Consider the following 23,200-nt stretch of genomic DNA (forward strand, 5'->3'; position numbering starts at 1 on the left):
CCAAAATAACCAAGAAAGACCCCCACCATGACCGCATTTACCGAACTGGGCTTAGGGCACGAAATCGCCACCGCCCTAGCCGCGCAAAACTACCAAACCCCCACCCCCATCCAAACCGCCGCCATCCCCAAAGCCTTAGCAGGGCACGACCTGCTCGCCGCCGCGCAAACAGGCACAGGCAAAACCGCCGCCTTTATGCTGCCCAGCCTAGAACGGCTAAAACGCTACGCCAACGCCAGCGCATCGCCCGCCATGCATCCCGTGCGGATGCTGGTGCTCACCCCCACGCGCGAGCTTGCCGACCAAATTGACCAAAACACGCAAAACTACATCAAAAATCTGCCGCTGCGCCACACCGTGCTGTTTGGTGGCGTAAACATGAACAAGCAAACCGCCGATTTACGCGCAGGCTGCGAAATCGTGGTGGCCACCGTAGGGCGACTGCTTGACCACGTTAAACAAAAAAACATCAATTTGAGCAAAGTAGAAATCGTGGTGCTGGACGAAGCCGACCGTATGCTGGACATGGGCTTTATTGACGACATCCGCAACATCATGCAAATGCTGCCCAAGCCGCGCCAAACGCTGCTATTCTCCGCCACCTTCGCCCCCGCCATCCGCAAGCTGGCGCAAGACTTTATGAACGCGCCGCAAATCGTGGAAGTTGCCGCGCAAAACACCACCAATGCCAATGTGGAAGAACACGTTATCTCCATTGACAGCCACCGCAAACGCGAGCTTTTGGAGCGGCTGATTGTGGATTTGAACATGAACCAAGTCATCGTGTTCTGCAAAACCAAACAATCCGCCGACCAAGTCTCGCGCGATTTGGTGCGCCGTAGGCTGTCTGCCAACGCCATTCACGGCGACAAATCGCAGCAAACGCGGCTGGATGTGCTCAACCAGTTTAAATCGGGCGAGTTGCGCGTGTTGGTGGCAACAGACGTTGCCGCGCGCGGCTTAGACATCGCCGAGCTGCCGTTTGTGGTGAACTACGAACTGCCCACCCAAGCTGAAGATTATGTGCACCGCATCGGGCGCACAGGACGCGCAGGCGCAGACGGCGTGGCGATTTCGCTGATGGACGAGACCGAGCAAAAAATGTACGAAGCCATCAAAGCCCTAACAGGCAACGAATTGCCGATTTCGCGCATTGAAGGCTTTGAGCCACGCTGGGAACAAGCACAAGCAGAAGGCAGCCTGAAAAACGAAAACAGCGCGCGCCCATCATCACGCCGCAACGACCGCGAGCCACCAGAACGCAGCGAGAAAAACGACCGCCGCACATCGCGCAACGAGCGCAACAATCGCAATCAAGAAATCCCCACCGTGGATGCCAGCAGCATCCCCCCGCGCACCAGCAGTCGCCGTCGTGGCAGAGAACGGCGTACTTGCGCCTTGCTGCAACGCAATTTTGGCGTGGAAGCGTAGTTGGTTGCGCAATAAAAGGCAGCCTGAAAACGAGCGAAGTGAGTTTCAGCGAAGCTAAAACCACATCACACGTTTTCAGGCTGCCTTTTATTGTTCACACTACACATCTTCCACATCCACCACCTCAATCCCCAACTCCCGCAGCCGCTGCGCAAACAACCCGCTGCCCGCCACCAGCTTCCCCGTAAACAAGCCATCGTACACATTATTCACACCGCAAGTTGGGCTGCGCGATTGCAACACCGCATGGCTAATCTTGCGCTGCCCAATCGTCGCAATGGCTTGCGCTACTCCATGCTGGTAAATCTCGTGCACATCGCGCCCCGAGCATTCCGTTACCCTGCCGTTGATGAGTTCCGCAGGTTCGCGCGGCGTGGGCAAGCCTGCCAATATTTCGGGACAAATCGGCAACACTTTCTTCCCCGCCAAATACGCCGCCGCGCGTGCGCTGTAATTGTTTTTGCCGTTGAATTTGCAGTTTGCGCCCAAAATGCACGCGCTCACCAGTACGCAAGGCTGCTCGTCTTTCATCTTTTGCTCCGTTGAATAGCGTTTCAGGCTGCCTTTTATACTGCGCATCAAAACATCCCCTTGCGCGGTTTGCGCACGCCAATCTCCATTCCCGTGCGCCGCTTAATCTGCGCCCGCGTGGGCTGCCCATATTCCAGCCACAGCCGCAACTGGCGAAACGCCGCTGCATCGGTGGCATCGTAGAACACGCATTGCCAAAACGTCGCATCCATCGTCTGCCAATGGATAAAGCACACCCAGCGCGTTGCAAGGCAGCCTGAAATCGGCTGCGCGGCAAAGGCTTCATCGCCGATAAACACCGCCGCAAAGCCCTGATTGTCCACCATCAAACGTTTCACATCGTAACGCGGTTTGCGCCATGCCGCCCACGCGCCGCACGCCGCAATCGCCGCCAGCAAACCACATTTCAGGCTGCCTGAAAAGTAAACGCATACCGCGCCAACCAGCAGCGCAGCATAGCCCAAAGCCAAGCCGCGCCCCACGCGCGAAGCCACAAAATCGGCGCGAAACGATTGCATCGCCGCTATGCCATGTTGTCAAACACAGGCGTGATTTGCAGCTCGGCTTCTTCCAAATCCAACACCGAATCGTGCACTTCCAGCTCAAAAAACTGCCAAAACGTTTCCAAATCCAAGTTTTTGGGATAGGTGGATTCGTCCAACGTCCAGCCCGCCAACTCGGCTTTGAAAATGCCCAAATAGCGTTCATCAAAATACGCCACCGCTTCTTCTGGCTCATCAAACACAGGAATCAAAAACACGCTGCAATTAGCGCGCAACTGCGCCAGCGTTAAATCGGGCATATCGTCTTGCGTGCTGTTTAGCCACGCTAGGAAATGTTCGGTGGGTTTAAGCACCACCGCGCTGCGGTCCACAAAATACATGATTTATCCTTTCTGAACAAAGGCAGCACAAGGCAGCCTGAAAATAGATAAAAGGAAAAGCAGCTAAAAATAGCTGCTTTCGTGTTGGTGCCGACAGCGAGACTTGAACTCGCACGAGCTAGGCTCACTACCCCCTCAAGATAGCGTGTCTACCAATTTCACCATGTCGGCGTAAAGTTTATTTTTTCTCTTGCTTGCCAGCGGGTTTGGCATTTTTGTTTTTGCTGGCGTTGTTTTTATGGGCATCGGCTTTGGTTTTGCTTTTAGCAGGCTCTGCCTTTTTGCTATCTTGTTTTGTGGCAGCGGGCTCGCTGGCGGTTTGTTTAGGCTCGCTGGCTGCTGCACTCGCTGCTACGGGCGCAATGGCTGCCGCACTTGCCGAAGCAGAAACTGTTTCGCTTGCTGATGATGCTAATGCTGCATTGCTGGCGACAGGAGCGGCTTGTTGTGGCATTGCGGCTGGCGAAGCATTGGTGCTAACTGGCGCAGAAGCAGCAACAGGTGTGCTTTGTTGCACGTTGCTAAAATCAATGCCTTGATTGCGGTTGCTGCTGTGCACATAGCCTAACGCTAGGCTGGACGCAAAAAATATGGTGGCAAACACAGCCGTCATGCGGGTAAGAAAGTTTGCGTTACCCGCTGAACCAAACACGCCTTGCGCACTGCCTGAGCCACCAAAACCTGCGCCCGCGTCTGCGCCTTTGCCTTGTTGCATCAGCACAAGGCAAACTACGCCGATAGACGAGAAAATATTGATAACTAAGATAAGTGTTTTAAAGGCTGCCATTGGTTTATTGAGTGTTTTGTGCGGCTTGGATGATGGCGGTAAAGGCATCGTATTTGAGCGATGCGCCGCCAACGAGTGCGCCGTCAACGTGGGGTACGCTAAAAATTTCGGCGGCATTGGTATCGTTTACGCTGCCGCCATAAAGAACGCGGATATTAGCATCGTTGCCACATAATGACAAGATTTCGCTGTAAATAAATGCGTGCATATCGGCAATTTGTTCTTTTGTTGCGACTTTTCCTGTGCCAATCGCCCATACGGGTTCATAGGCAACGGCGAAGTTTTGGGTTTTCAGCCCTTTGAACACGGAAAGCTGGTAAGCAACGGCTTCTTTTTCGCGCCCGTCTTCGCGCTCTTTCAGGCTTTCGCCCACGCACAGCAGCGGAATTAAGCCTACGTTTAACACGTTTTCTATTTTTAGACGTTGCACGTCGTTTTTTTCGTTGAAATAAAGGCTGCGCTCGGAGTGCCCGATGAGCACAATGTCCACGCCCACATCGCGCATCATTTCGGCGGAAACTTCACCTGTATACGCGCCTTTATCGGGGAAGCGGCTCACATCTTGGGCGCAAACGTGGATTTTGTTGTCCAGCACAATTTGCACGGCGTTGTGAACTTGCAATAAATAGACGGTGGGCGGGCTGATGCCGATGCACACGTTGGCGGCAGCGGGCAGTTGGCGCAGCTTGTGGACAAGATTGTTGTTGTTGTGGAGTTGTCCGTTCATTTTCCAGTTGCCGACAACCCATTTTTGTTGCCAGATGTTGATTTCTTGTTCCATGATTTTCCCTTTGTTGGAGCAGCCTGAAAGTGTTGGCTAGGGCGATTGTAGCGCAATTTGTGGTTTTCAGGCTGCCTTTGTTGCGCGGTTTAGGGGCTGCTGACAATCAACATTTTGGCGACTTTTACGCCCTAAAACGGCATCTGCTGCGTTAAAAATACTCGCCTATGGACGGCATAGGCTCGCATTTTTTCCTTGTATCTACCATTTTCTGACGGAAAATCCGCTGCAAAAATTGAATGTCAATAGCCCCTAGGCAGCCTGAAAATTTTGTTTGCCTACTCTTGAAAACCAAAAAACGCCCCTTATCTAGCAAGCCATCAAGGCGCGGCGATGGCTTTCAGGCAGCCTGAAAAGGCAGTTTATCCCGCGCACCATTTATTTTTAATTGCATTTAAGGAGCAAACAAACATGGCAAAAGTAATCGGTATTGATTTAGGCACGACCAACTCATGCGTGGCTATTTCCGAAAACGGTCAAACCAAAGTGATTGAAAACGCAGAAGGCGCGCGCACCACGCCTTCCGTGGTTGCTTATTTGGACGGCGGCGAAATCTTGGTGGGCGCGCCCGCTAAACGCCAAGCCGTAACCAACGCCAAAAACACCATTTATGCGGCAAAACGCTTGATTGGTCATAAATTTAGCGATACAGAAGTGCAACGCGACATTGAAACCATGCCGTTTGAAATCATCAAAGCCGACAACGGCGACGCATGGGTGAAAGCGCAAGGCAAAGAATTGTCTCCGCCACAAATCTCCGCCGAAGTGTTGCGTAAAATGAAAGAAGCCGCCGAAGCGTATTTGGGCGAAAAAGTAACCGAAGCCGTGGTAACCGTGCCCGCCTACTTCAACGACAGCCAACGCCAAGCCACCAAAGACGCAGGTCGCATCGCGGGCTTGGACGTAAAACGCATCATCAACGAGCCTACCGCAGCCGCATTGGCGTTTGGCATGGACAAAGGCAGCAAGGGCGACCGCAAAATCGCCGTGTATGACTTGGGTGGCGGCACATTTGATATTTCCATTATTGAAATTGCCGATGTGGACGGTGACAAACAATTTGAAGTATTGGCGACCAACGGCGACACTTTCTTGGGCGGCGAAGACTTTGACCAACGCATTATTGACCACATCATCGTCGAGTTCAAAAAAGAGCAAGGCATTGATTTGAAAAACGATGTAATGGCATTGCAACGCTTAAAAGAAGCGGCAGAAAAAGCCAAAATTGAATTGTCCAGCGGGCAACAAACCGAAATCAACCTGCCTTATATCACCATGGACGCAACCGGCCCGAAACACTTGGCGATGAAACTTACCCGCGCCAAATTTGAAGGCTTGGTGGAAGATTTGGTAGCGCGTTCTATTGAGCCGTGCAAAATCGCGTTGAAAGACGCAGGTTTGAGCGCGAGCGATATTGATGACGTGATTTTGGTGGGTGGTCAAACCCGTATGCCGAAAGTGCAAGAAGCCGTTAAAGACTTCTTTGGCAAAGAACCACGCAAAGACGTGAACCCTGATGAAGCGGTTGCCGTGGGCGCGGCGATTCAAGGCGAAGTGTTGGGTGGCGGTCGCGCAGACGTGCTGTTGCTGGACGTTACTCCATTGTCGCTGGGCATTGAAACCATGGGCGGCGTGATGACCAAACTCATCAACAAAAACACGACTATCCCCACCAAAGCATCGCAAGTATTCTCTACGGCGGAAGACAACCAACCTGCGGTAACCATTCATGTGTTGCAAGGCGAACGTGAACGTGCGTCTGCTAACAAATCGCTAGGGCAATTTAACTTGGGTGACATCGCGCCTGCGCCACGCGGTATGCCGCAAATTGAAGTTACTTTTGATATTGACGCGAACGGCATTTTGCACGTTTCTGCCAAAGACAAAGGCACAGGCAAGGCGGCAAACATCACCATTCAAGGTTCTTCTGGTTTGAGCGAGGAGGAAATTGAGCGCATGGTGAAAGATGCGGAAGCGAATGCGGAAGAGGATAAAAAACTGCATGAGCTGGTGCAAAGCCGCAACCATGCGGAAGCGTTAATCCATTCTGTGAACAAATCGTTGAGCGAACACGGCGATAAGCTGGACGCGGCGGATAAAGAGAAAATTGAAGCGGCGGTGAAAGCGGCGGAAGAAGCGGTGAAAGGCGACGATAAAGCGGAAATTGAAGCCAAAGCGGAAGCCTTGGGCGAAGCCAGCCAAAAATTGGGCGAAATTGTGTATGCCCAAGCACAGGCGGAAGCGGAAAAAGGCGCGGCAAGCGGCGCGGCTGCATCGGATAAGAAAGATGATGATGTGGTGGACGCGGATTTCCAAGAAGTGAAAGATGAGAAGTAATCGCTGATTAGTGGATAGTGTGGCAGCCTGAAAATGTGTAATAAGCGTTTTCAGGCTGCTTTTTTGCTTGAATAATATTGAAGGCAGCCTGAAACGATGATTTTCAGGCTGCCTTTGGCGCGTGTTCAAATGCAGCCTGAAAACGCATACATCGCCCTACTGCCCTACGCCCAATTTCTCTTTCTCCGCTGGTGTCAGCCATTTTTCACGTTGTGATTGCAGCAGGGTAAGCAGGTTGGCAAGTTCGCTGCGGATGTTCAGGCTCATCCACACGAAGCCTTGGGTTTCAAAGGGCAGCTTGGCGGCGATGGTGCGGATTTGGTCTTCTTCGGGGAATTGGATGCTGATGGGCTGTCGCCATTCGCCTTTGAGCAGCTTGGATGCGCGGTGTAGGTCGTGTTGCAGGGTGGCGAAGTGGCGGCTGAGCAGCTGTTCGTCTTCAACGCTTAGGCGGGCTTTGGGCAGCTTGGGCACGGTGGCGAGCATAAGGTTGATGCTGCTGACGATGTTGCGCTGGCTTTGTTGGATGCTGTCTAGCAGGGCAAGGTTGATTTTGCTTTCATGGGCGGTGGGGGCGAGCAGGCTGCGAGATTTGACCAGCCGCACGTTCAGGCTGCGTTGTTCTAGCCATAGGGCGGCTTGGGTTTCTTCGGATAGGGCTTTGTGTATGGTAATCAGCGAGAATTGGTGGGCGCAGGTGGCGAGATTGTCGGAGAGTAAAAATCGCCATGTGAGCATGGATTTGATGGAGATGAGCATGGAGGCAATCAACACAATCACCACGCCGATGATGACGTTTATTGCGCGGACGATGCCTGCGTGTAGCCAGTCGTTGCTCACATTGCCCAGCAGCATCGTCATGGTCAGCCCTGCGAGCATGGCGGCGTAGCCATAGTTGCCGAGCGTGTGCCAGCCGCTGATGCCGCTGACGATGGCGATGATGATGAAATAGAGCGGGTTGTTGTGCAGCATATTGTGGTTGAGCCAAATGAGCGCGATGCCGATTGCCATGCCCAGCACCGTGCCGATGGTGCGCTCGTAGGCTTTACTGTTGATTGCGCCTTGATAGGGCACGCTGCCGAGCAGCACGAATACGGTCATGGCAATCCACTCGCCGTGTTCAATGTTGCCCAAATGGGCGATGAGAATGGCGCACACCACGGCAAGCGATAGGCGGATGGCGTGCATGGCGCGGTGGTGTTGATAGCGTTTATAGGGGTTGAACCATTCTTTGAACCAGTTGGATAGACGATGGGGCATGATAGGCAGCCTGAAAAAGGGAATGGCGTATAATAGCGCGTTTTGTGTAGCAGAAAGTAGTCAATCAATGAAAGACCAAAACAATCTTTGCTGGCTGGATATGGAAATGACGGGGCTGAACCCCGAAACAGACAAGATTATTGAAGTGGCGATGATTATCACGGATAAAGATTTGAACGTGCTGGCGCAATCGGAAGTGTTTGCCATCCATCAAAGCGATGAGATTATGGACAACATGGACGAATGGTGCACCACCACGCACGCGCGCACGGGCTTAACCGCGCGGGTGAAAGCATCGCACTACACCGAAGCGGATGTGGAGCAAAAGCTGCTGGATTTTATGAGCGCGTGGCTGCCCGCCAACGCCACGCCGATGTGCGGCAACACCATTCATCAAGACCGCCGCTTTATGGTGAAATATATGCCGCGCTTGGAAGCGTTTTTCCACTATCGCAATTTGGATGTGTCCACGCTGAAAGAATTGGCGCGGCGTTGGCATCCTGCGGTGTATAAAGGCGTGGTAAAAAAAGGTTCGCACAAGGCGTTGGACGATATTTTGGAAAGCATAGACGAGCTGAAATATTACCGCGACACCTTTTTAAGGCTGCCTGAAAACGCATCCCAGCCCGCCGCTGAGTAGCCCGCGCATGATAACGTGGCACATCGATTTGCCTGCCAGCCCCATCGCCCGCGATTTGGCAACGGCGCAATCGCTCACGGCGGCGTTGTCGCAACGGGGCAATTTTGCCGTGCAACTGGATGAGCTGGGCGAAACGCAGGGCGGCGCAGGCGTTTTCAGGCTGCATCAACGGCAATTTGCGCGGCGCGTTACGCTGCTGCTGGATGGCGTGGCGGTGGTGCAGGCGCAAAGCGTGTGCGCGTTGGATTCGGCTTGGCGCGAGTGGCTGGATTGCGGCACAACGCCGCTAGGGCAGATACTGTTTTCAGGCTGCCTACCGCTCACGCGCAGCCCCTTGCAGTTTGCGCTTGCGCCGCCGTATGTGCTGGCGCGGCGGTCATCGTTTGATTACCACGGCGATAGGCTGGATTTGGTGGAAGGGTTTTTGCTTGCGGCGGCGGGGATTAAAGCAGCCTGAAGCTTTAGGACCTGTATTCACTATTTTCAGGTAGTGTCCTAAAAAGTATGCTGCACTGCTGTTCCTTCCCCCGCTGGCGGGAGAGAGAACAGATTGCGGAGTTTTTACCCAATACTGCTTGCTATCAACCATAATCAAGTCAGCATACTTTTTAGGACACCACCCTATTTTCATAGGCATCTTTCATGCCCTAAAAACGCGGCTGCCGCGTTAAAAATGCTCGCAAGGTGTTCAACCTTGCTGCGCTTTTTGCCTTGTATTCGCGCTTTTATGTCATAAAATCTACCTATGAAAATAGTGAATACAGGTTCTTAAACCATCCACAAAAAAACCTGTATCCCACCAGAGATACAGGTTTTCCATTTTCAGGCTGCCTATTGCGTTTCATCCTCTATACGGTTCAACTGCCAGACAAAATAGTCAAACCGCTCTCCTGTTTGTGTAGATTCACAACAAGGCAGCCTGAAAAAGCAGTGGGCAAGGTGGCGCGGTCACTTCATCGCCCCTGCCATTGTTTTCACGTTGTAGCGGAACATATCGGCATAGGTTTTGGCGGGCGCGCCTTTGGAGAGCGCGTCCGAATACAACACGCCGCCCACTTTTGCGCCTGTTTCCTGCGCGATGCGTTGCACCATGCGCCCGTCTTTGATGTTTTCGGTGAACACGGCTTTCACGCCTTGCTGTTTAATCTGGCGAATAATCGCGGCAACGGTTTTTGCCGAAGTCTCGCCCTCGGTGCTCACGCCCTGCGGCGCAAGAAAGGTGATGCCGTAGCGTTTTGCCATGTAGTTAAACGCATCGTGCCCTGTGAGCACTTTGCGCTTGTCGCGCGGGATGGCGTTGAACTGCTGGCGGGCGTAGCCATCCAGTTTCACCAATTCGCCTGAATAATTTTTAAACCGCGCTTGGTAATAGCTCGCACCTGCGGGGTCTGCTTTAATCAGGGCTTTGGCAACGTTTTCGGCGTATTTTTGCATCAACACGGGGTCACTCCACACATGGGGGTCAAATTCGCCATGGTCGTGGTGATGATGCTCTGCATGGTCGTGGTCATGTTCATCGTGGTCGTGGTGATGATGCGCGTGTTCTTCTTCGGCTTTCAGTGGCGTGATGCCTTGCGTGGCTTCGGCGTAGGGCACATGGCTTTGTTTTACCGCGCGCAGCACTTCGCCGCTTTCCAAGCCCAAGCCGTTAAGCAGCACCAATTTTGCGGCGGCAATTTTTTTCACATCGCCGCTGGATAGCTGATAGGCGTGCGCGTCTTGGTCTGCGCCCACCAAGCTGGTTACTTGCACGCGATCGCCGCCAATTTGCTGGGCAACGTCGCCCAAAATGCTAAAACTGGTTACTACGGGCAAAGCGTCTGCCCAAAGGCAGCCTGAAAAGGTTAAAGCCACAGCTAAAACGGTGGATTTGAGTGTGCGATGGGGCATGGTGTGTTCTCCTTGTGTAAATATGTAGCTGGTGGTTAAGACAAAACGGCGGCGATTATACACGGATTTTGTGTTATGGTATTACATTGTTTTAAACGACTGATGCGTAAGCAAAAATTGGTATGGCGCGATAAACGGTGCAGGCGCAAAGCCATACGGCAGGTTGATTGTTCACGCTGTTTTATTGCGCCACACCGCGTTTCAGGCTGCCTATTTGCACCCAAAGGCAGCCTGAAAAACAAAAAATACCATCATTTCTGCGCGGGAATGACGATAGTTGGGCAGATTGGGGGGCTTTGCAAAGGTTTCAGGCTGTCCATCCATCCCCCAAGGCAGCCTGAAAGCCCGTATAATCCGCCCCCTTTTGTTTACGCCACCATCATGCCCCATCCCAAAGCCTTTGCCATACTTGGCGCAACCGCCAGCGGCAAAACCGCCCTAGCCCTTGCCATCGCGCAACAATTTCCCTGCGAAATCATCAGTCTAGACAGCGCATTGGTGTACCGCGACATGAACATCGGCACCGCCAAGCCCAGCGCAGCCGAGCTGGCCGCCGTGCCGCATCATCTGATTGACATCATCAGCCCGATGGACGCATACAGCGCGGCGGATTTTGTGCGCGATTGCACACGGCTGGTAAACGAAATCCACGCCCGCCAACGCCTGCCGCTGATTGTCGGCGGCACAATGATGTATTACCACGCGCTCACGCAAGGCTTAAACGACCTGCCCGAAGCCAGCCCCGCCATCCGCGCTCAGCTTCAAGCCACCAAAGCCGAACACGGATTAGCCTTTTTATACAACGAATTGCAACGGCTAGACCCCGCCACCGCCGCCCGCTTGAAGCCCAACGACAGCCAGCGCATAGAACGCGCGCTAGAAATCCACCAGCTTACAGGCAAGCCGATGAGCCAACATCTTGCCGAATCTGCCACCGCCGCCGCGCCGCTCAATCTGCACACGCTCGCGCTGCTTCCCAGCGACCGCAGCCTACTGCACGCGCAAATCAACCAACGCTTTAACCAAATGATTGAACACGGTTTTTTAGACGAAGTGCGCCAATTGCGGCAACGCTATCCCGCGCTGCACCCCGATATGCCATCCATGCGCTGCGTGGGCTACCGCCAAGCGTGGCAACATTTAGACGGCGCAACCGACTTTGCCCAATTTGTCGCGCAAGGGCAAGCCGCCACGCGCCAGCTTGCCAAACGCCAGCTTACATGGCTGCGCAAAATCCCCGCCGATAGCGTGTTAGACCCGTTTGCCAGCGGGTATCACACCGCCGCGATTGCTGCTGTGCAACGGCATTTTAGCTTCGCTCCGCAGGCTGCCTAATCCATCCCATCACGCCAAAGGCAGCCTGAAAAAGGGGAGAACGACCATTCTCTTATCCCATTTTCAGGCTGCCTTACCCCACCACAGGACACCCCATGCGCCCCATTGCCCCGCTTAAACGCCGCTGCGCCGCCTTGCTGTATGAAAGCCTGCTGATTGGCTCGGTAACCATACTCGCAGGCATCGCCGCAGGCATTATCAACACCGCCATAACCCGCAACGCGCCCGCGCTTACCCCCGCCATCCCGCTGCTGACCAGTCTCGTTTTTCTGCTGGCATGGTGGCAATATTTTCGCCTGAACTGGCAGCGCGAAGGGCAAACGCTGCCGATGCGCGTGTGGCAAATTGGCTTAATCAACCTTGCAGGCAGCCGTCCCAACAAAAAGCAGCTCTTTATCCGCTTCGCATGGGCGTGCGTGCTGCTGGTGTTTCTCCCGCTGCTTGCCTACGCCGCTTTGCAACAACTTGGCTGGCACGGCAAAAACGCCGCCACCGCCGCGCTGTTTTGGTGGATATTGCCGTGGGGCTTTGCCCTGTTTAATCCGCGTAAACAGTTTTTGTATGACTGGCTGGCAGGGACGGAATTGATTGATTTGCGGCAGGTGGGCGAGTGAGCGGGCGTTGTAAACATAAAAAAAGGCAGCCTGAAAACTGAAAACGCATTCAACACATTTTCAGGCTGCCTTATTATGTTCACAGGCTTACTGCTTCGCCGCCCATTCCGCAGGCGTTGCCGCCACGGTGATAGACAGCGCGTGCAATTCATTGCTCGCCAGCTTTTCCGCCAAGCCGTCTTTAATCAAACGATGTCGCGCCAATCGCGCCTTGCCTTCAAACGAAGCCGATACAATCTTGGCAAAAAAATGATGCCCGTCGCCTTCCACTTCAATCAATTCGCAAGGGGTAACTTGGGCAATCAGCTCTTTAACTTGTTCTGGAAACAACATTTTAATCCTTAGTGGTGTGTGAAAAACGCGCGATTTTAGCACAATCAACAAATATTTCAGGCTGCCTTTGTTCCATCGCATAGGCAGCCTGAAACACAAGAAATGCCGTCATTCCCGCGTAGGCGGGAATCTTGTTTGATATTCAAAAATCTACGCAAAAACAAGCCATTGTGTAAATTTAGCTAAGATTCCCGCCTGCGCGGGAATGACGGAGCGTTTACTATTTCTTGTTGTGTTTTGGGTTTTGCAAAGGTTTTAGCCTGAAACCCATCCCGCTCACTTCTTCTTCAAAATATACTTCCGCACCGCCGCATTATGCTCATCCAGCGTGCGGCTAAACTGGCTGCGCCCCGTGTCGTCCATGCGCGAAACAAAATACAAATAATCGCTGTCGGCAGGGTTTGCCGCCGCCTGCAACGCCGCACGGCTCGGCAGCGCAATCGGCGTGGGCGGCAAACCATCGCGCGTGTAGGTGTTATACGGCGTGTCGCGCTGCAAATCCGCCTTGCGAATTTTGCCCTGATACGCCGCGCCCATGCCATAAATCACCGTCGGGTCGGTTTGTAAACGCATCCCCTTTGCCAAACGATTGCGAAACACCGCCGCCACATTGCCCCTGTCGTCTTCATGCCCCGTTTCCTTTTCCACCAAGCTCGCCATAATCAGCAAATCATACGGCTTTTGATACGGCAGCCCCGCTTGTTTACCATCCCAAGCCTTGTTCAACTCGCGCTGCATCGCCTTATAGGCAGCCTGAAAAATCTGCATATCGCTGCTTTCCGCCGCAATCTCATAGCTGTCGGGGAAAAACAGCCCTTCGGGGTTATCCGACACCGCATCGGGGTCAATTTTTTTCAGCAATTCCGCATCGCTCAACGCGCGCGTATCGTGCCGAATATTCTCCGCCTGATTCACCACGCGGCGCATCTGGCTAAACCGCATCCCTTCAACAATTTGCACCGAAACCAAATCAGGGCTGTTTTTGCGCAAATGCTGCAAAATCTCCCAGCTGGAAACGCGCCCATTGAAACGATAGCTGCCGCTGGTGAGCTTATCGTGCACGCCCAGCGCGTATGCCGCCGATAGCAACACATAGCGGCTGTAAATCTTGTCGTCCGCTGCCAATTTGCGCCCCACCGCCGAAATGCCTTGCCCCTTTTCCACCACCAAGCGATAAGGCGCGCCGTTGTTTTTAGGCGCAAACAATAAAGCGGCATACGCGCCGCCAATGAGCAACAGAATAACCAAAACAGCCAAAAAACGTTTAACAATCATAAAAATAAAAATATCGTTGAAAATAGAATTATAGCTTAAATCGGCAATATCCGTTTTAGCTGCGCAGAAGCTCGTAAACTCGCTTTCAGGCTGCCTTTGCGGATGGCGGAACAAGCAACCGCGCCCGCGCAAATATCGCCCAAGGCAGCCTGAAAACCGCAAAACCGCGCCAAACAATTGGCTATAAAAATCACCCACGAAAAAAGCAGATAACTTGCGGGTCATCTGCTTTGTGTTATCCGTTAAGCGGGTTAAACGCGATTACGCGCCTTGGATGTTTGCGGCTTGTTTGCCTTTTGGGCCAGTGGTTACATCAAAAGAAACTTTTTGACCTTCTTTCAATGTTTTGAAGCCTTCCATGTTAATCGCAGAGAAGTGAGCGAACAAATCTTCGCCGCCTTCATCAGGAGTAATAAAACCAAAACCTTTAGCGTCGTTAAACCATTTAACTGTACCAGTTGCCATAAATGCTACTTTCTTACAAAAATTAATAAACAAAAAGCAATCAGGGTAAGTTTAAAAGTAGTTCTCTGCGAAAAACGGTTCTGAACGCACCCTAAATGCTGTTTGACGTTTTACTCACTTTAACCAGAAGCGTCAAGTTTTGTTTAGGCAAAAACAAACTTTTTCATTAAAATAACAAAAAATACAACAGAAACGAAAATATGAGCCTATCGCAAACCACGCACCAATCGCAAAAAACCCAACTGGCGCCGCCCAAAAAATACGGCGTTTTTCTGTTAAACGATCATTACACGCCGATGGATTTTGTGGTGGATGTGCTGCAAGATGTTTTCAGGCTGCCTGAAAGCCGCGCTGTGAGCATCATGTTTGAAGTGCACCATAATGGCAAAGGCTTGTGTGGTGTTTATACGCGCGATATTGCCGAAACCAAGCAACAACAAGTGATGCTGCTTGCCGAAGAAGCAGGGCATCCGCTGATGTGTACGATTGAGGAAGTGTCTCTATGATTTCAAAAGAACTTGAACTGATTTTGCAAGATTTATACACCAACGCCAAAAACGCGCGGCATGAAATGGTGGGCTTGGAGCATTTGCTGTTGGCGATTGTGCAAGGTTCAGCCGATGTGAACGCAGCGTTGCAACATTGCGGCGTGGAAACGGCGCTGCTGATGGTGCAATTGCAAGAGAGCATTGATGAAAACACGCCTGCTTACCCTGCGGGGCAAACGGTGCACGAGCCGCAGCCAACGGTGGGTTTTCAGCGCGTGATTCAGCGGGCGATGATTCATGTGCAGCATTCATCGCAGGATAAGGTGTTGCCCGAGGATGTGTTGATTGCGCTGTTGGACGAGGGAGACAGCCCCGCGGTGTATTTCTTGCAGCTGCATTCGGTTAAACGCATTGATTTGTTGCGCTATTTCTCGCATCGTTCAGGCAGCCTGAATTCGGGTTCGCCGTCGCATTCGCGCGATGATGATGACGACAACAATCTTGCCGATAATCCGCTGGAAGCCTACACCATCCATCTCAACGCCGAAGTGAAAGCCGAGCGCATTGACCCGCTGATTGGGCGGGCGGCGGAAATGGAACGGATGCTGCAAGTGTTGTGCCGTCGTCGCAAAAACAATCCTTTGCTGGTGGGCGAAGCGGGCGTGGGCAAAACCGCGCTGGCAGAAGGTTTGGCGTATTTAATTGAGCAAAACCAAGTGCCCGAAGTGTTGGCAAAGGCGCAAGTGTATTCACTGGATATGGGCGCGCTCTTGGCGGGGGCGAAATATCGCGGTGATTTTGAAGCGCGGGTGAAAGCGGTGCTCAAAGCGCTGGCGGCGGTGCCTAATGCTTTGTTGTTTGTTGACGAAATCCACACTATGATTGGTGCGGGCAGCACGCAAGGCAGCGTGATGGATGCGTCCAACCTGCTCAAACCAGCGTTGGCAAAAGGGCAGCTACGCTGCATTGGCGCAACAACGTACGACGAATACCGCACCGTGTTTGCCAAAGACCACGCGCTCAACCGCCGTTTCCAAAAAATAGACATCGGCGAGCCCAGCGTTTCCGAAACCGTGCAGATTTTGCAAGGCTTGAAGCCGATGTTTGAAGCGCACCACAACGTGCATTACACCGACGATGCTTTTCAGGCTGCCGCAGAGCTGTCGGCAAAATACATCAACGAGCGTTTCTTGCCCGATAAAGCCATTGATATTATTGACGAAGCAGGCGCGGCGCAACGCATCGCGCAGCCTGAAAACCGCCAAGAGGAAATCGGCAAAAACGAGATTGAGCGCGTCATCGCCAAAATCGCCCGCATTCCCGAAACCACCGTGTCGCACGATGACAAAACCGTGCTGCGCCACCTTGCCGACACACTCAAAGCCAAAGTGTTCGGGCAAGACGAAGCGATTGATTTGATTACCACCGCCATCAAGCTCGCCCGATCGGGCTTGGGGCAGCCTGAAAAACCGATTGGCAGCTTTTTGTTTTCAGGCAGCACAGGCGTAGGCAAAACCGAAGTGGCGCGCCAACTTGCCAACGCGCTGGGCATCACGCTGCAACGCTTTGATATGTCGGAATATTCCGAGCCGTTTGCCGTAACCCGATTTATCGGCGCGCCCCCTGGCTATGTGGGCTTTGACCAAGGCGGCTTGCTCACCGAAGCCATCAACAAGCATCCGCATTGCGTGCTGCTGTTGGACGAAATGGAAAAAGCGCATCCCGATATTTACAACGTGTTCCTGCAAGTGATGGATGCAGGCAGGCTTACCGACAACACAGGCAAAAGCGCAGATTTTCGCAACGTAATCATCATCATGACCACCAACGCGGGCGCGCAAACGCTCAACCGCGCCAACTTTGGCTTCACAGGCAAACACGAGCGCGGCGATGAAATGGAAGCCATCAAAAAAACCTTCACCCCCGAGTTTCGCAACCGCTTGGATGCCATTGTGCCGTTTGCGCCGCTCACGCCCGAAATCATCCTGCGCGTGGCGGATAAATTCCTTGCCCAGCTTAGCGAACAGCTTGCCGCGAAAAACGTTGCCGCCACTTTTGGCAGCGCGTTGCGCGAACACCTTGCCGCCAAAGGCTTTGACCCGCAAATGGGCGCGCGCCCGATGCAACGCCTTATCCAAAGCGAAATCCGCCAAGCCCTTGCCGATGAACTGCTGTTTGGCAAGCTATCAAACGGCGGCAGCGTGGCGATTGATTGGGACAACGAAGCGCAGAAGGTGGTGTTAGAGATGAACGCGGCGAAAGTGGGGCTGGAAAAGGAAGCGGCGTAGGCTGTTTTCAGGCTGCCTGATGGGATGGCGTAGTATTCAGCACGTAACATGATTTTCAGGCTGAAACCTTTGCAAACCCCCTAACAGCAGCCTGAAATTGAAAATGGAGCGGCGACGGCTCGTCGCCAACACTTCAAACATTGCGCTACTGATTTGCCAAGATGTCGGCGAGCCGCTAACGCTCCATCGGTTACAGGTTTTGTAAAGGTTTCAGGCTGCCTTATCCATATTAGGCAGCCTGAAAACGCAAGCGATGCGGTAACCGTATTGCCACGAATGATTATTTAAACACGCGCCACCACGGCGCATCGGCAGCCTGAAAAGGAATACCCATGTCTGCTCTCTACCCCTATGCCCACATCATCCATTTATACTGCGCCATCACCTTTGTGGGCGGCGTGTTTTTTGAAGCCCTTGTGCTCAGCGTGATGCATAGCAAGCGCGTGTCGCGCGAAGCCCGCCGCGAAGTGGAACGCGCCTTGTCGTATCGCGCCGTGCGCGTGATGCCTTGGGTGGTAAGCGGCGTGTTTTTATCGGGGCTAACCATGGCGCATCGCTATGCCAGCGTGTTGCGCCATCCGTTTTCAGGCGGCTTTGCCACCATGCTGTCGCTCAAAATTTTGCTCGCGTTTTGCATTCTGGTTCATTTTGTTATCGCGGTTTACAAAATGAAAACGCATACACTTACGGTGGGGTGGTCAAAATACATTCACGCTGCGGTGTTCACGCAGATGGTGTTGATTGTGTTTTTGGCGAAAGCGATGTTTTATTTTGCGTAGATGATGGCAAACTGTGCGATTGGGGGTAGTGTCCTAAAAAGTATGCTGCACTGCTGTTCCTTCCCCCGCTGGCGGGAGAGGGAACAGATTGCGGAGTTTTTACCCAATACTGCTTGCTATCAACCATAATCAAGTCAGCATACTTTTTAGGAGACCACCCGATTGGGTTTTCAGGCTGCCTTTGTAAAACTTAGAACCTGTATTCACTATTTCCATAGACAGATTTTATGAAATAAAAGCGCGGATACAAGGCAAAAAGCACAGCAAGGTTGGACACCTTGCGAGCATTTTTAATGCAGTAGCCGCGTTTTTAGGGCATAAAAGATGCCTATGAGAATAGTGAATACAGGTTCTTAAACAGCAGCCTGAAATCAACAAATGCCGTCATTCCCGCGCAGGCGGGAATCTTGTTTGATGTTTAGAAAAAATTTTAAAAACAGACTGTTATTTGTATTGCCACAACTAAAAATGTCGGGCATCAATGCCCGACCTACGGTTTTGCCAATATTTCAGGCTGCCTTAATCCAGCCCAGCCAGTAAACAAGAGACAAATCAAATAAACAAACGCAAAAAATCCTAGCCATTGCAGCTAGGATTTCCGTTTTATGGTGGAGGTAAGCGGGATCGAACCGCTGACCTCTTGCATGCCATGCAAGCGCTCTACCAACTGAGCTATACCCCCGATTACTAAAATAAGTTGGAATGGATGATTCCAACTTATGTTGTTTGGTGGCGAATCAGGGATTCGAACCCCGGACACAAGGATTATGATTCCTCTGCTCTAACCGACTGAGCTAATTCGCCGTGAGAAGTCGCGCACTATACTGGGCTTGGGTTTTTTCGTCAAATGAAATTTTGCGTTTACGCTGGAGATGGATTGATTTTTAATGAAATTCTGTTGGCAAGGTGGGGCAGGGCAGCCTGAAAGTGTGTAAAGAGTAGGCTGGCGGGGATTTTTGATTTGTTATGTTAAGGGATGTTAAGGTATGATGCGTTTTTTTGTTTTCAGGCTGCCTATTGCTGGGCGGCGGGAGTTGTTGTGCAATGAATGCGGTAATTATTGGTGTTTTGGTGATGCTGGTGTTGTCGGTGTCGCGGATTCATGTGGTGTTGAGCTTGGTGATTGGGGCGTTTGCGGCGGGGCTGACGGCGGGTTTGCCGTTGTCGGATGTGAGCGATGCGGCGGGCAATGTGGTTACCAAGGGGGTGATGTCGCATTTTCAGGATGGTTTGGCGAATGGGGCGACGATTGCGTTGTCTTATGCGATGCTGGGGGCGTTTGCGATGGCGATTACGCATTCTGGGCTGCCGCAGCAGATGGCGGGGGCGATAATTCGGCGGATTTCTACTAATCAAACGCAGGATGCGATTCCGTCTGGCATCAATGGGGTGAAGTGGGGTTTGCTGTTGGCGTTGCTGGCGATGGGGGTGATGAGCCAGAATATTGTGCCGATTCATATTGCGTTTATTCCGATGATTGTGCCGCCTTTGTTGCTGGTGTTTAACCGTTTGCAAATTGACCGCCGTTTGCTGGCGTGTGTGATGACGTTTGGCTTGGTTACGACTTATATGTTTTTGCCTTATGGTTTTGGCGCGATTTTTTTGAATAAGATTTTGCTGGGCAATATTGAGAAGGCAGGGATGAGCGTGCAGCATATTAATGTGATGCAGGCGATGGCGATTCCTGCGCTGGGGATGGTGGCGGGCTTGCTGTTGGCGTTTGTGCATTATCGCAAGCCGCGTGTGTATCAAAATCAGCAGGTGGATTGGGATGCGGCTGATGATGCGGTGGGGCAGCCTGTGGTGTCGTCTTATCGCAGCGCGGTGGCGGCGGTGGCGATTTTGGTGTGCTTTGCGATTCAGTTGGTGTACAAGGATGCGCTGATGCTGGGGGCTCTGCTGGGCTTTGCGGTGTTTATGATGCTGGGGGTAGTGCGCCGTTCGGAAGCGGATTCGGTGTTTAATCGTGGGATGCAGATGATGGCGATGGTGGGCTTTATTATGATTGCGGCGCAGGGTTTTGCGGAAGTGATGAAGGCGACGGGGCAGATTGAGCCTTTGGTGCAGGCAAGCGCGAGTATGTTTGCGGGCAACAAAACGATGGCGGCGTTTGCGATGCTGATGGTGGGCTTGCTGATTACGATGGGGATTGGCAGTTCGTTTTCCACGCTGCCGATTATCACGGCGATTTATGTGCCGCTGTGCGTGAGCTTGGGCTTTTCGCCGCTGGCAACGGTGGCGATTATTGGCACGGCGGGGGCGTTGGGCGATGCGGGTTCGCCTGCTTCGGATTCTACGCTGGGGCCTACGATGGGCTTGAATGTGGATGGGCAGCATGACCATATGCGCGATAGCGTGATTCCCACGTTTATTCATTACAACATCCCGCTGTTTATTGCGGGGTGGATTGCGGCGGCGGTGTTGTAAACCATAGGCAGCCTGAAACGAAGTTCAGCGAAGCTAAAATGGATTTGGCTTTGCTCATTTTCAGGCTGCCTTTGGTTTGGATGATGGAAACAATGGATAACGAAGCAAGTGAGCCCAATGAACGAAAACGAATTAGAAAACTGCATCATAGAACTGGAAATCCGCCTTGCGCTGCAAGACGAGCTATTAGGCAGCCTGAACGACACAGTAGCCAAAATGCAAAACACGCTGGATTTGCAGCAGGCGCAGTTGCGGCTGTTATACAACAAAATCCAGCAGCAAAGCGAGAGCGCGGGGGATAAACCGTACAGTTTGGTGGATGAAGTGCCGCCGCATTATTAGCCATTAGCGCGGTATTGGGGCAGCCTGAAAAAAGGTTACACGTTTGGTAAGGCTAAAAAGAGTTTTCAGGCTGCCTTAATCCGCAAAGGCAGCCTGAAATCTTTATAAAGCCTGTAAACAATGGCGCATCCAAGGTTCGCTTGATATTTTCCCAGCCAGCAAAGCCTTGTTGAATACTACGCCATTTGGCGACGAGCCGTCGCCGTTCCATTTTTAGTTTCAGGCGGCCTCACTTAAAGGCAGTCAGAGAACCAATCAAACCCCATTGCGAAGCAAAATTGCACCCACTCACATTATGCTAAAATGCCGCCCATTTCCGTATTCCATTTGCCGCCCCAAGGCAGCCTGAAAACGCTATCCACAATGATGATTTTTCGCCCCACCGTTTTGTTCCCCTGCTTACTCGCCTTTATCAGCAGCCCGCTTTTTGCCGCACCCACCAGCAGCAATGCCAGCGAAGCCGCTTCCGCGCCCGCCAGCAGCGAAAACCCAACCGAAGCCTCCACCCCGCCGCTAAAAAAATCCGAAATCTCCCTGCGCAAAGACAAAAGCAAAAGCGAGCAAGGCATAGACGAAGAAGAGCGCGAACTCACCCCCAAATACCCCATCATCATCGAAGCCGACAACCCCGAAATCCAAAAAATGTTGGAGCGATACCTGCCGCTGATTGCCTACCAACGCAAAGAAGAGCTAGACAAAGAACAACTGGGCTACTTAGCCGAAGACGCGCCCAACGATGCGCGCAACATGATAAAAACCGAAGGCTATTTCAACAGCGAAATCAGCGTAACCCCCGAAGGCGAAGGCTATCGCGTGAAAGTCATCACCGGCAAGCGCACCGTGATTGACAATGTAAACGTCGCCATTTTGGGCGATATTCTGCAAGACGACACGCTGGACAGCTATTACAAAAACGCCTTTTCCAACTGGCAACTGCCCGTGGGCGCGCCATTTCGCCAAGAAGATTGGAGCGGCAGCAAAACATCCGTGCTCACCGCCGTAACCCGTAAAAAATACCCACTCGCCCAGTTCACAGGCACGCAAGCGGCGGTAAACCCGCAAACGCAAAAAGCCGATTTAACCGTAACCGTGGACAGCAAAAAGCCGATTTATTTTGGCGACTTCCAAATCAAAGGCAACCAACGCTATCCGCAAAGCGTGATTGCCAACATGGCGCAGTTCAAAACAGGCGATGTGTACGATTTGGACAAGCTGCTGGATTACCAGCAAGCCCTAGAAAACGACAGCCACTACACAGGCGCGTCCGTGCAAGCCGATTTTGACAATTTGCAAGGCGACCGCGTGCCCGTGAAAGTAGCCGTATCCGAAGCCAAGCGGCAAAAATTTGAAACAGGCATCAGCTTTGATTCCGAATACGGCTTGGGCGGCATGCTGGGCTACGAGCATTACAACATCTTCAATCGCGGCTATGTCGGCTCGCTGGCTTGGGAAATGGACAAATACCAAACCAAGCTCGGCATCGGCATCAGCCAGCCGCGCAACGGCACAGGGCATTTCAACACCGCCAACATCACCTACAACCGCAGCACTACGCAAAACCTAGAAAAACGCGGCATCACATCAGGCATTTGGCGCGTGCGCGACCGTGACAACATTGAATCGCGCATCGGCATAGAGTTTATCGCCGAAGACAGCAAAATTCCCAACGGCAACATCAACTTCGGGCGCAGCTACGCCACCATGCTCACCGCATCATGGAAACGCCAACGGCTAGAAACCCTGTTGCGCCCCGCCAATGGCTATTATCTAAGCGGCAAAGTTGGCACAACACTTGGCTCGCTGCTTTCGTCCGCACCGATGGTTCGTGTGCACGGCAGCGCAGGTTATTACTACACCCCCGAAAACAAAAAACTGGGCACATGGGTGGCGCGCGGCGAAATTGGCTATGTGCACACCAATCAAAAATTTGAAGACGGCAATGTGCCATCATCGCTGATGTTCCGCTCGGGCGGCGCAAGCTCCATTCGCGGCTACGAACTCAACAGCATCGGCAGAAAAGTGCCGCCCAGCAGCGCGGTCTTGCCCGAACGCGTTATGTTTGTTGCCAGCGCGGAATACCAATACCCCATCAAAAGCAGCTTCGCCCTTGCCGTCTTTCACGACATGGGCAGCGTTGCCCACAAACTCAAAGACATGACGCTCTACCACGGCACAGGCATAGGCGTGCGCTGGTTTAGCCCCGCCGCGCCGTTTTCGTTTGATATTGCCTATGGGCATCGCGATAAAAAATTGCGCTGGCATATTAGCTTGGGCACGCGGTTCTGAGCATAAAGCAGCCTAACCACCCGCATCA

Annotated in this window: 24 protein-coding genes, 3 tRNA genes and 1 pseudogene; 13 read left to right on the forward strand and 15 right to left on the reverse strand. The window is 52.6% G+C overall.

Annotation, left to right across the window (positions count from 1 at the left end; genetic code table 11):
* The first annotated feature begins 27 nt into the window (after window positions 1-27).
* Window positions 28-1,431, forward strand: coding sequence for a DEAD/DEAH box helicase (locus Q4A85_RS03485; RefSeq protein WP_303107774.1), 1,404 nt, complete (start codon window positions 28-30; stop codon window positions 1,429-1,431).
* A 99-nt stretch (window positions 1,432-1,530) separates the two neighbouring features.
* Here Q4A85_RS03485 and Q4A85_RS03490 read toward each other — a convergent pair whose 3' ends face one another.
* The 6 genes and pseudogenes from Q4A85_RS03490 to tpiA form a co-directional block, all read right to left on the reverse strand.
* A complete protein-coding gene (locus Q4A85_RS03490) occupies window positions 1,531-2,010 on the reverse strand; it encodes a DUF523 domain-containing protein (RefSeq protein WP_303107775.1) in 480 nt (159 codons plus the stop codon).
* Complete coding sequence (locus Q4A85_RS03495) at window positions 2,010-2,480, reverse strand: hypothetical protein (protein ID WP_303107776.1); 471 nt, start codon at window positions 2,478-2,480, stop codon at window positions 2,010-2,012. Before Q4A85_RS03495 ends, Q4A85_RS03490 begins: the two co-directional genes overlap by 1 nt.
* Before the next feature lie 5 nt (window positions 2,481-2,485).
* On the reverse strand, window positions 2,486-2,845 hold the full coding sequence (locus Q4A85_RS03500) for a hypothetical protein (protein ID WP_303107777.1): 360 nt from the start codon (window positions 2,843-2,845) through the stop codon (window positions 2,486-2,488).
* Between the two features lie 85 nt (window positions 2,846-2,930).
* A tRNA-Leu gene (locus tag Q4A85_RS03505) sits at window positions 2,931-3,016 on the reverse strand.
* Between the two features lie 334 nt (window positions 3,017-3,350).
* Window positions 3,351-3,632, reverse strand: a pseudogene (gene secG / locus Q4A85_RS03510) (preprotein translocase subunit SecG); the annotation flags it as partial.
* Between the two features lie 4 nt (window positions 3,633-3,636).
* Window positions 3,637-4,413, reverse strand: coding sequence for a triose-phosphate isomerase (gene tpiA, locus Q4A85_RS03515; protein WP_303107778.1), 777 nt, complete (start codon window positions 4,411-4,413; stop codon window positions 3,637-3,639).
* 411 nt (window positions 4,414-4,824) lie between these two features.
* Here tpiA and dnaK point away from each other — a divergent pair, with 411 nt between their 5' ends.
* Window positions 4,825-6,750: a molecular chaperone DnaK gene (dnaK, locus tag Q4A85_RS03520; protein ID WP_303107779.1), complete on the forward strand. Its 1,926-nt coding sequence runs from the start codon at window positions 4,825-4,827 to the stop codon at window positions 6,748-6,750.
* A 156-nt stretch (window positions 6,751-6,906) separates the two neighbouring features.
* Here dnaK and Q4A85_RS03525 read toward each other — a convergent pair whose 3' ends face one another.
* Complete coding sequence (locus tag Q4A85_RS03525; protein WP_303107780.1) at window positions 6,907-8,010, reverse strand: FUSC family protein; 1,104 nt, start codon at window positions 8,008-8,010, stop codon at window positions 6,907-6,909.
* A gap of 67 nt (window positions 8,011-8,077) precedes the next feature.
* Here Q4A85_RS03525 and orn point away from each other — a divergent pair, with 67 nt between their 5' ends.
* Entirely contained in the window at window positions 8,078-8,650 is a 573-nt protein-coding gene (gene orn, locus Q4A85_RS03530; RefSeq protein WP_303107781.1) for an oligoribonuclease, read from the forward strand.
* A 7-nt stretch (window positions 8,651-8,657) separates the two neighbouring features.
* The gene (locus tag Q4A85_RS03535) at window positions 8,658-9,107 is read left to right on the forward strand and encodes a chorismate--pyruvate lyase (protein WP_303107782.1); all 450 of its coding nucleotides are present in this window, start codon (window positions 8,658-8,660) and stop codon (window positions 9,105-9,107) included.
* Window positions 9,108-9,598: 491 nt separating this feature from the next.
* Here the strand turns inward: Q4A85_RS03535 and Q4A85_RS03540 are convergent, their stop codons facing one another.
* Window positions 9,599-10,540 (reverse strand): metal ABC transporter solute-binding protein, Zn/Mn family, encoded by a 942-nt coding sequence (locus Q4A85_RS03540; protein ID WP_303107783.1) that lies wholly within the window; start codon window positions 10,538-10,540, stop codon window positions 9,599-9,601.
* 381 nt (window positions 10,541-10,921) lie between these two features.
* On the opposite strand from Q4A85_RS03540, the gene miaA reads away from it, so the two are divergent.
* Complete coding sequence (gene miaA, locus Q4A85_RS03545; RefSeq protein ID WP_303107818.1) at window positions 10,922-11,875, forward strand: tRNA (adenosine(37)-N6)-dimethylallyltransferase MiaA; 954 nt, start codon at window positions 10,922-10,924, stop codon at window positions 11,873-11,875.
* A 95-nt stretch (window positions 11,876-11,970) separates the two neighbouring features.
* Window positions 11,971-12,489 carry an RDD family protein gene (locus Q4A85_RS03550; protein WP_303107784.1) on the forward strand — a complete coding sequence of 173 codons (519 nt, stop codon included), beginning with the start codon at window positions 11,971-11,973 and terminating at the stop codon, window positions 12,487-12,489.
* An 87-nt stretch (window positions 12,490-12,576) separates the two neighbouring features.
* Here the strand turns inward: Q4A85_RS03550 and Q4A85_RS03555 are convergent, their stop codons facing one another.
* The 3 genes from Q4A85_RS03555 to Q4A85_RS03565 all read right to left on the reverse strand — a co-directional run bounded on the left by Q4A85_RS03555 (window position 12,577) and on the right by Q4A85_RS03565 (window position 14,562).
* Window positions 12,577-12,822 (reverse strand): BolA family protein, encoded by a 246-nt coding sequence (locus tag Q4A85_RS03555; protein WP_303107785.1) that lies wholly within the window; start codon window positions 12,820-12,822, stop codon window positions 12,577-12,579.
* Between the two features lie 276 nt (window positions 12,823-13,098).
* Entirely contained in the window at window positions 13,099-14,097 is a 999-nt protein-coding gene (mltG, locus tag Q4A85_RS03560) for an endolytic transglycosylase MltG (RefSeq protein WP_303107819.1), read from the reverse strand.
* 261 nt (window positions 14,098-14,358) lie between these two features.
* Window positions 14,359-14,562 carry a cold-shock protein gene (locus tag Q4A85_RS03565; RefSeq protein ID WP_003793400.1) on the reverse strand — a complete coding sequence of 68 codons (204 nt, stop codon included), beginning with the start codon at window positions 14,560-14,562 and terminating at the stop codon, window positions 14,359-14,361.
* Between the two features lie 200 nt (window positions 14,563-14,762).
* On the opposite strand from Q4A85_RS03565, the gene clpS reads away from it, so the two are divergent.
* The 4 genes from clpS (at window position 14,763) to Q4A85_RS03585 (ending at window position 18,117) form a co-directional block, all read left to right on the forward strand.
* Window positions 14,763-15,068, forward strand: coding sequence for an ATP-dependent Clp protease adapter ClpS (gene clpS, locus Q4A85_RS03570; RefSeq protein ID WP_303107786.1), 306 nt, complete (start codon window positions 14,763-14,765; stop codon window positions 15,066-15,068).
* Complete coding sequence (gene clpA, locus Q4A85_RS03575) at window positions 15,065-17,338, forward strand: ATP-dependent Clp protease ATP-binding subunit ClpA (protein ID WP_303107787.1); 2,274 nt, start codon at window positions 15,065-15,067, stop codon at window positions 17,336-17,338. Before clpS ends, clpA begins: the two co-directional genes overlap by 4 nt.
* A 153-nt stretch (window positions 17,339-17,491) precedes the next feature.
* The gene (locus Q4A85_RS03580; protein ID WP_303107788.1) at window positions 17,492-17,626 is read left to right on the forward strand and encodes a hypothetical protein; all 135 of its coding nucleotides are present in this window, start codon (window positions 17,492-17,494) and stop codon (window positions 17,624-17,626) included.
* Between the two features lie 44 nt (window positions 17,627-17,670).
* The gene (locus tag Q4A85_RS03585) at window positions 17,671-18,117 is read left to right on the forward strand and encodes a CopD family copper resistance protein (RefSeq protein WP_303107789.1); all 447 of its coding nucleotides are present in this window, start codon (window positions 17,671-17,673) and stop codon (window positions 18,115-18,117) included.
* A 606-nt stretch (window positions 18,118-18,723) separates the two neighbouring features.
* Here Q4A85_RS03585 and Q4A85_RS03590 read toward each other — a convergent pair.
* Both Q4A85_RS03590 and Q4A85_RS03595 read right to left on the reverse strand, forming a co-directional pair.
* Window positions 18,724-18,799 (reverse strand) — tRNA-Ala (locus tag Q4A85_RS03590).
* A gap of 45 nt (window positions 18,800-18,844) precedes the next feature.
* Window positions 18,845-18,921, reverse strand: a tRNA-Met gene (locus tag Q4A85_RS03595).
* 240 nt (window positions 18,922-19,161) lie between these two features.
* On the opposite strand from Q4A85_RS03595, the gene Q4A85_RS03600 reads away from it, so the two are divergent.
* The gene (locus Q4A85_RS03600) at window positions 19,162-20,544 is read left to right on the forward strand and encodes a Na+/H+ antiporter family protein (RefSeq protein WP_303107790.1); all 1,383 of its coding nucleotides are present in this window, start codon (window positions 19,162-19,164) and stop codon (window positions 20,542-20,544) included.
* Here Q4A85_RS03600 and Q4A85_RS03605 read toward each other — a convergent pair.
* Complete coding sequence (locus tag Q4A85_RS03605; RefSeq protein WP_303107791.1) at window positions 20,510-20,662, reverse strand: hypothetical protein; 153 nt, start codon at window positions 20,660-20,662, stop codon at window positions 20,510-20,512. The two genes, Q4A85_RS03600 and Q4A85_RS03605, sit on opposite strands and share 35 nt — an antisense overlap.
* Between Q4A85_RS03605 and Q4A85_RS03610 the strand changes: the two genes are divergently transcribed.
* Window positions 20,662-20,886 carry a SlyX family protein gene (locus Q4A85_RS03610; protein ID WP_303107792.1) on the forward strand — a complete coding sequence of 75 codons (225 nt, stop codon included), beginning with the start codon at window positions 20,662-20,664 and terminating at the stop codon, window positions 20,884-20,886. The two genes, Q4A85_RS03605 and Q4A85_RS03610, sit on opposite strands and share 1 nt — an antisense overlap.
* A gap of 52 nt (window positions 20,887-20,938) precedes the next feature.
* Here Q4A85_RS03610 and Q4A85_RS03615 read toward each other — a convergent pair whose 3' ends face one another.
* The gene (locus Q4A85_RS03615) at window positions 20,939-21,097 is read right to left on the reverse strand and encodes a hypothetical protein (RefSeq protein WP_303107793.1); all 159 of its coding nucleotides are present in this window, start codon (window positions 21,095-21,097) and stop codon (window positions 20,939-20,941) included.
* A 155-nt stretch (window positions 21,098-21,252) separates the two neighbouring features.
* Between Q4A85_RS03615 and Q4A85_RS03620 the strand changes: the two genes are divergently transcribed.
* Complete coding sequence (locus Q4A85_RS03620; protein ID WP_303107820.1) at window positions 21,253-23,172, forward strand: autotransporter assembly complex family protein; 1,920 nt, start codon at window positions 21,253-21,255, stop codon at window positions 23,170-23,172.
* Window positions 23,173-23,200: the final 28 nt, after the last annotated feature.

The organism is Kingella sp. (in: b-proteobacteria) (assembly GCF_030527935.1).
Classification (GTDB): Bacteria; Pseudomonadota; Gammaproteobacteria; order Burkholderiales; family Neisseriaceae; genus Kingella_B.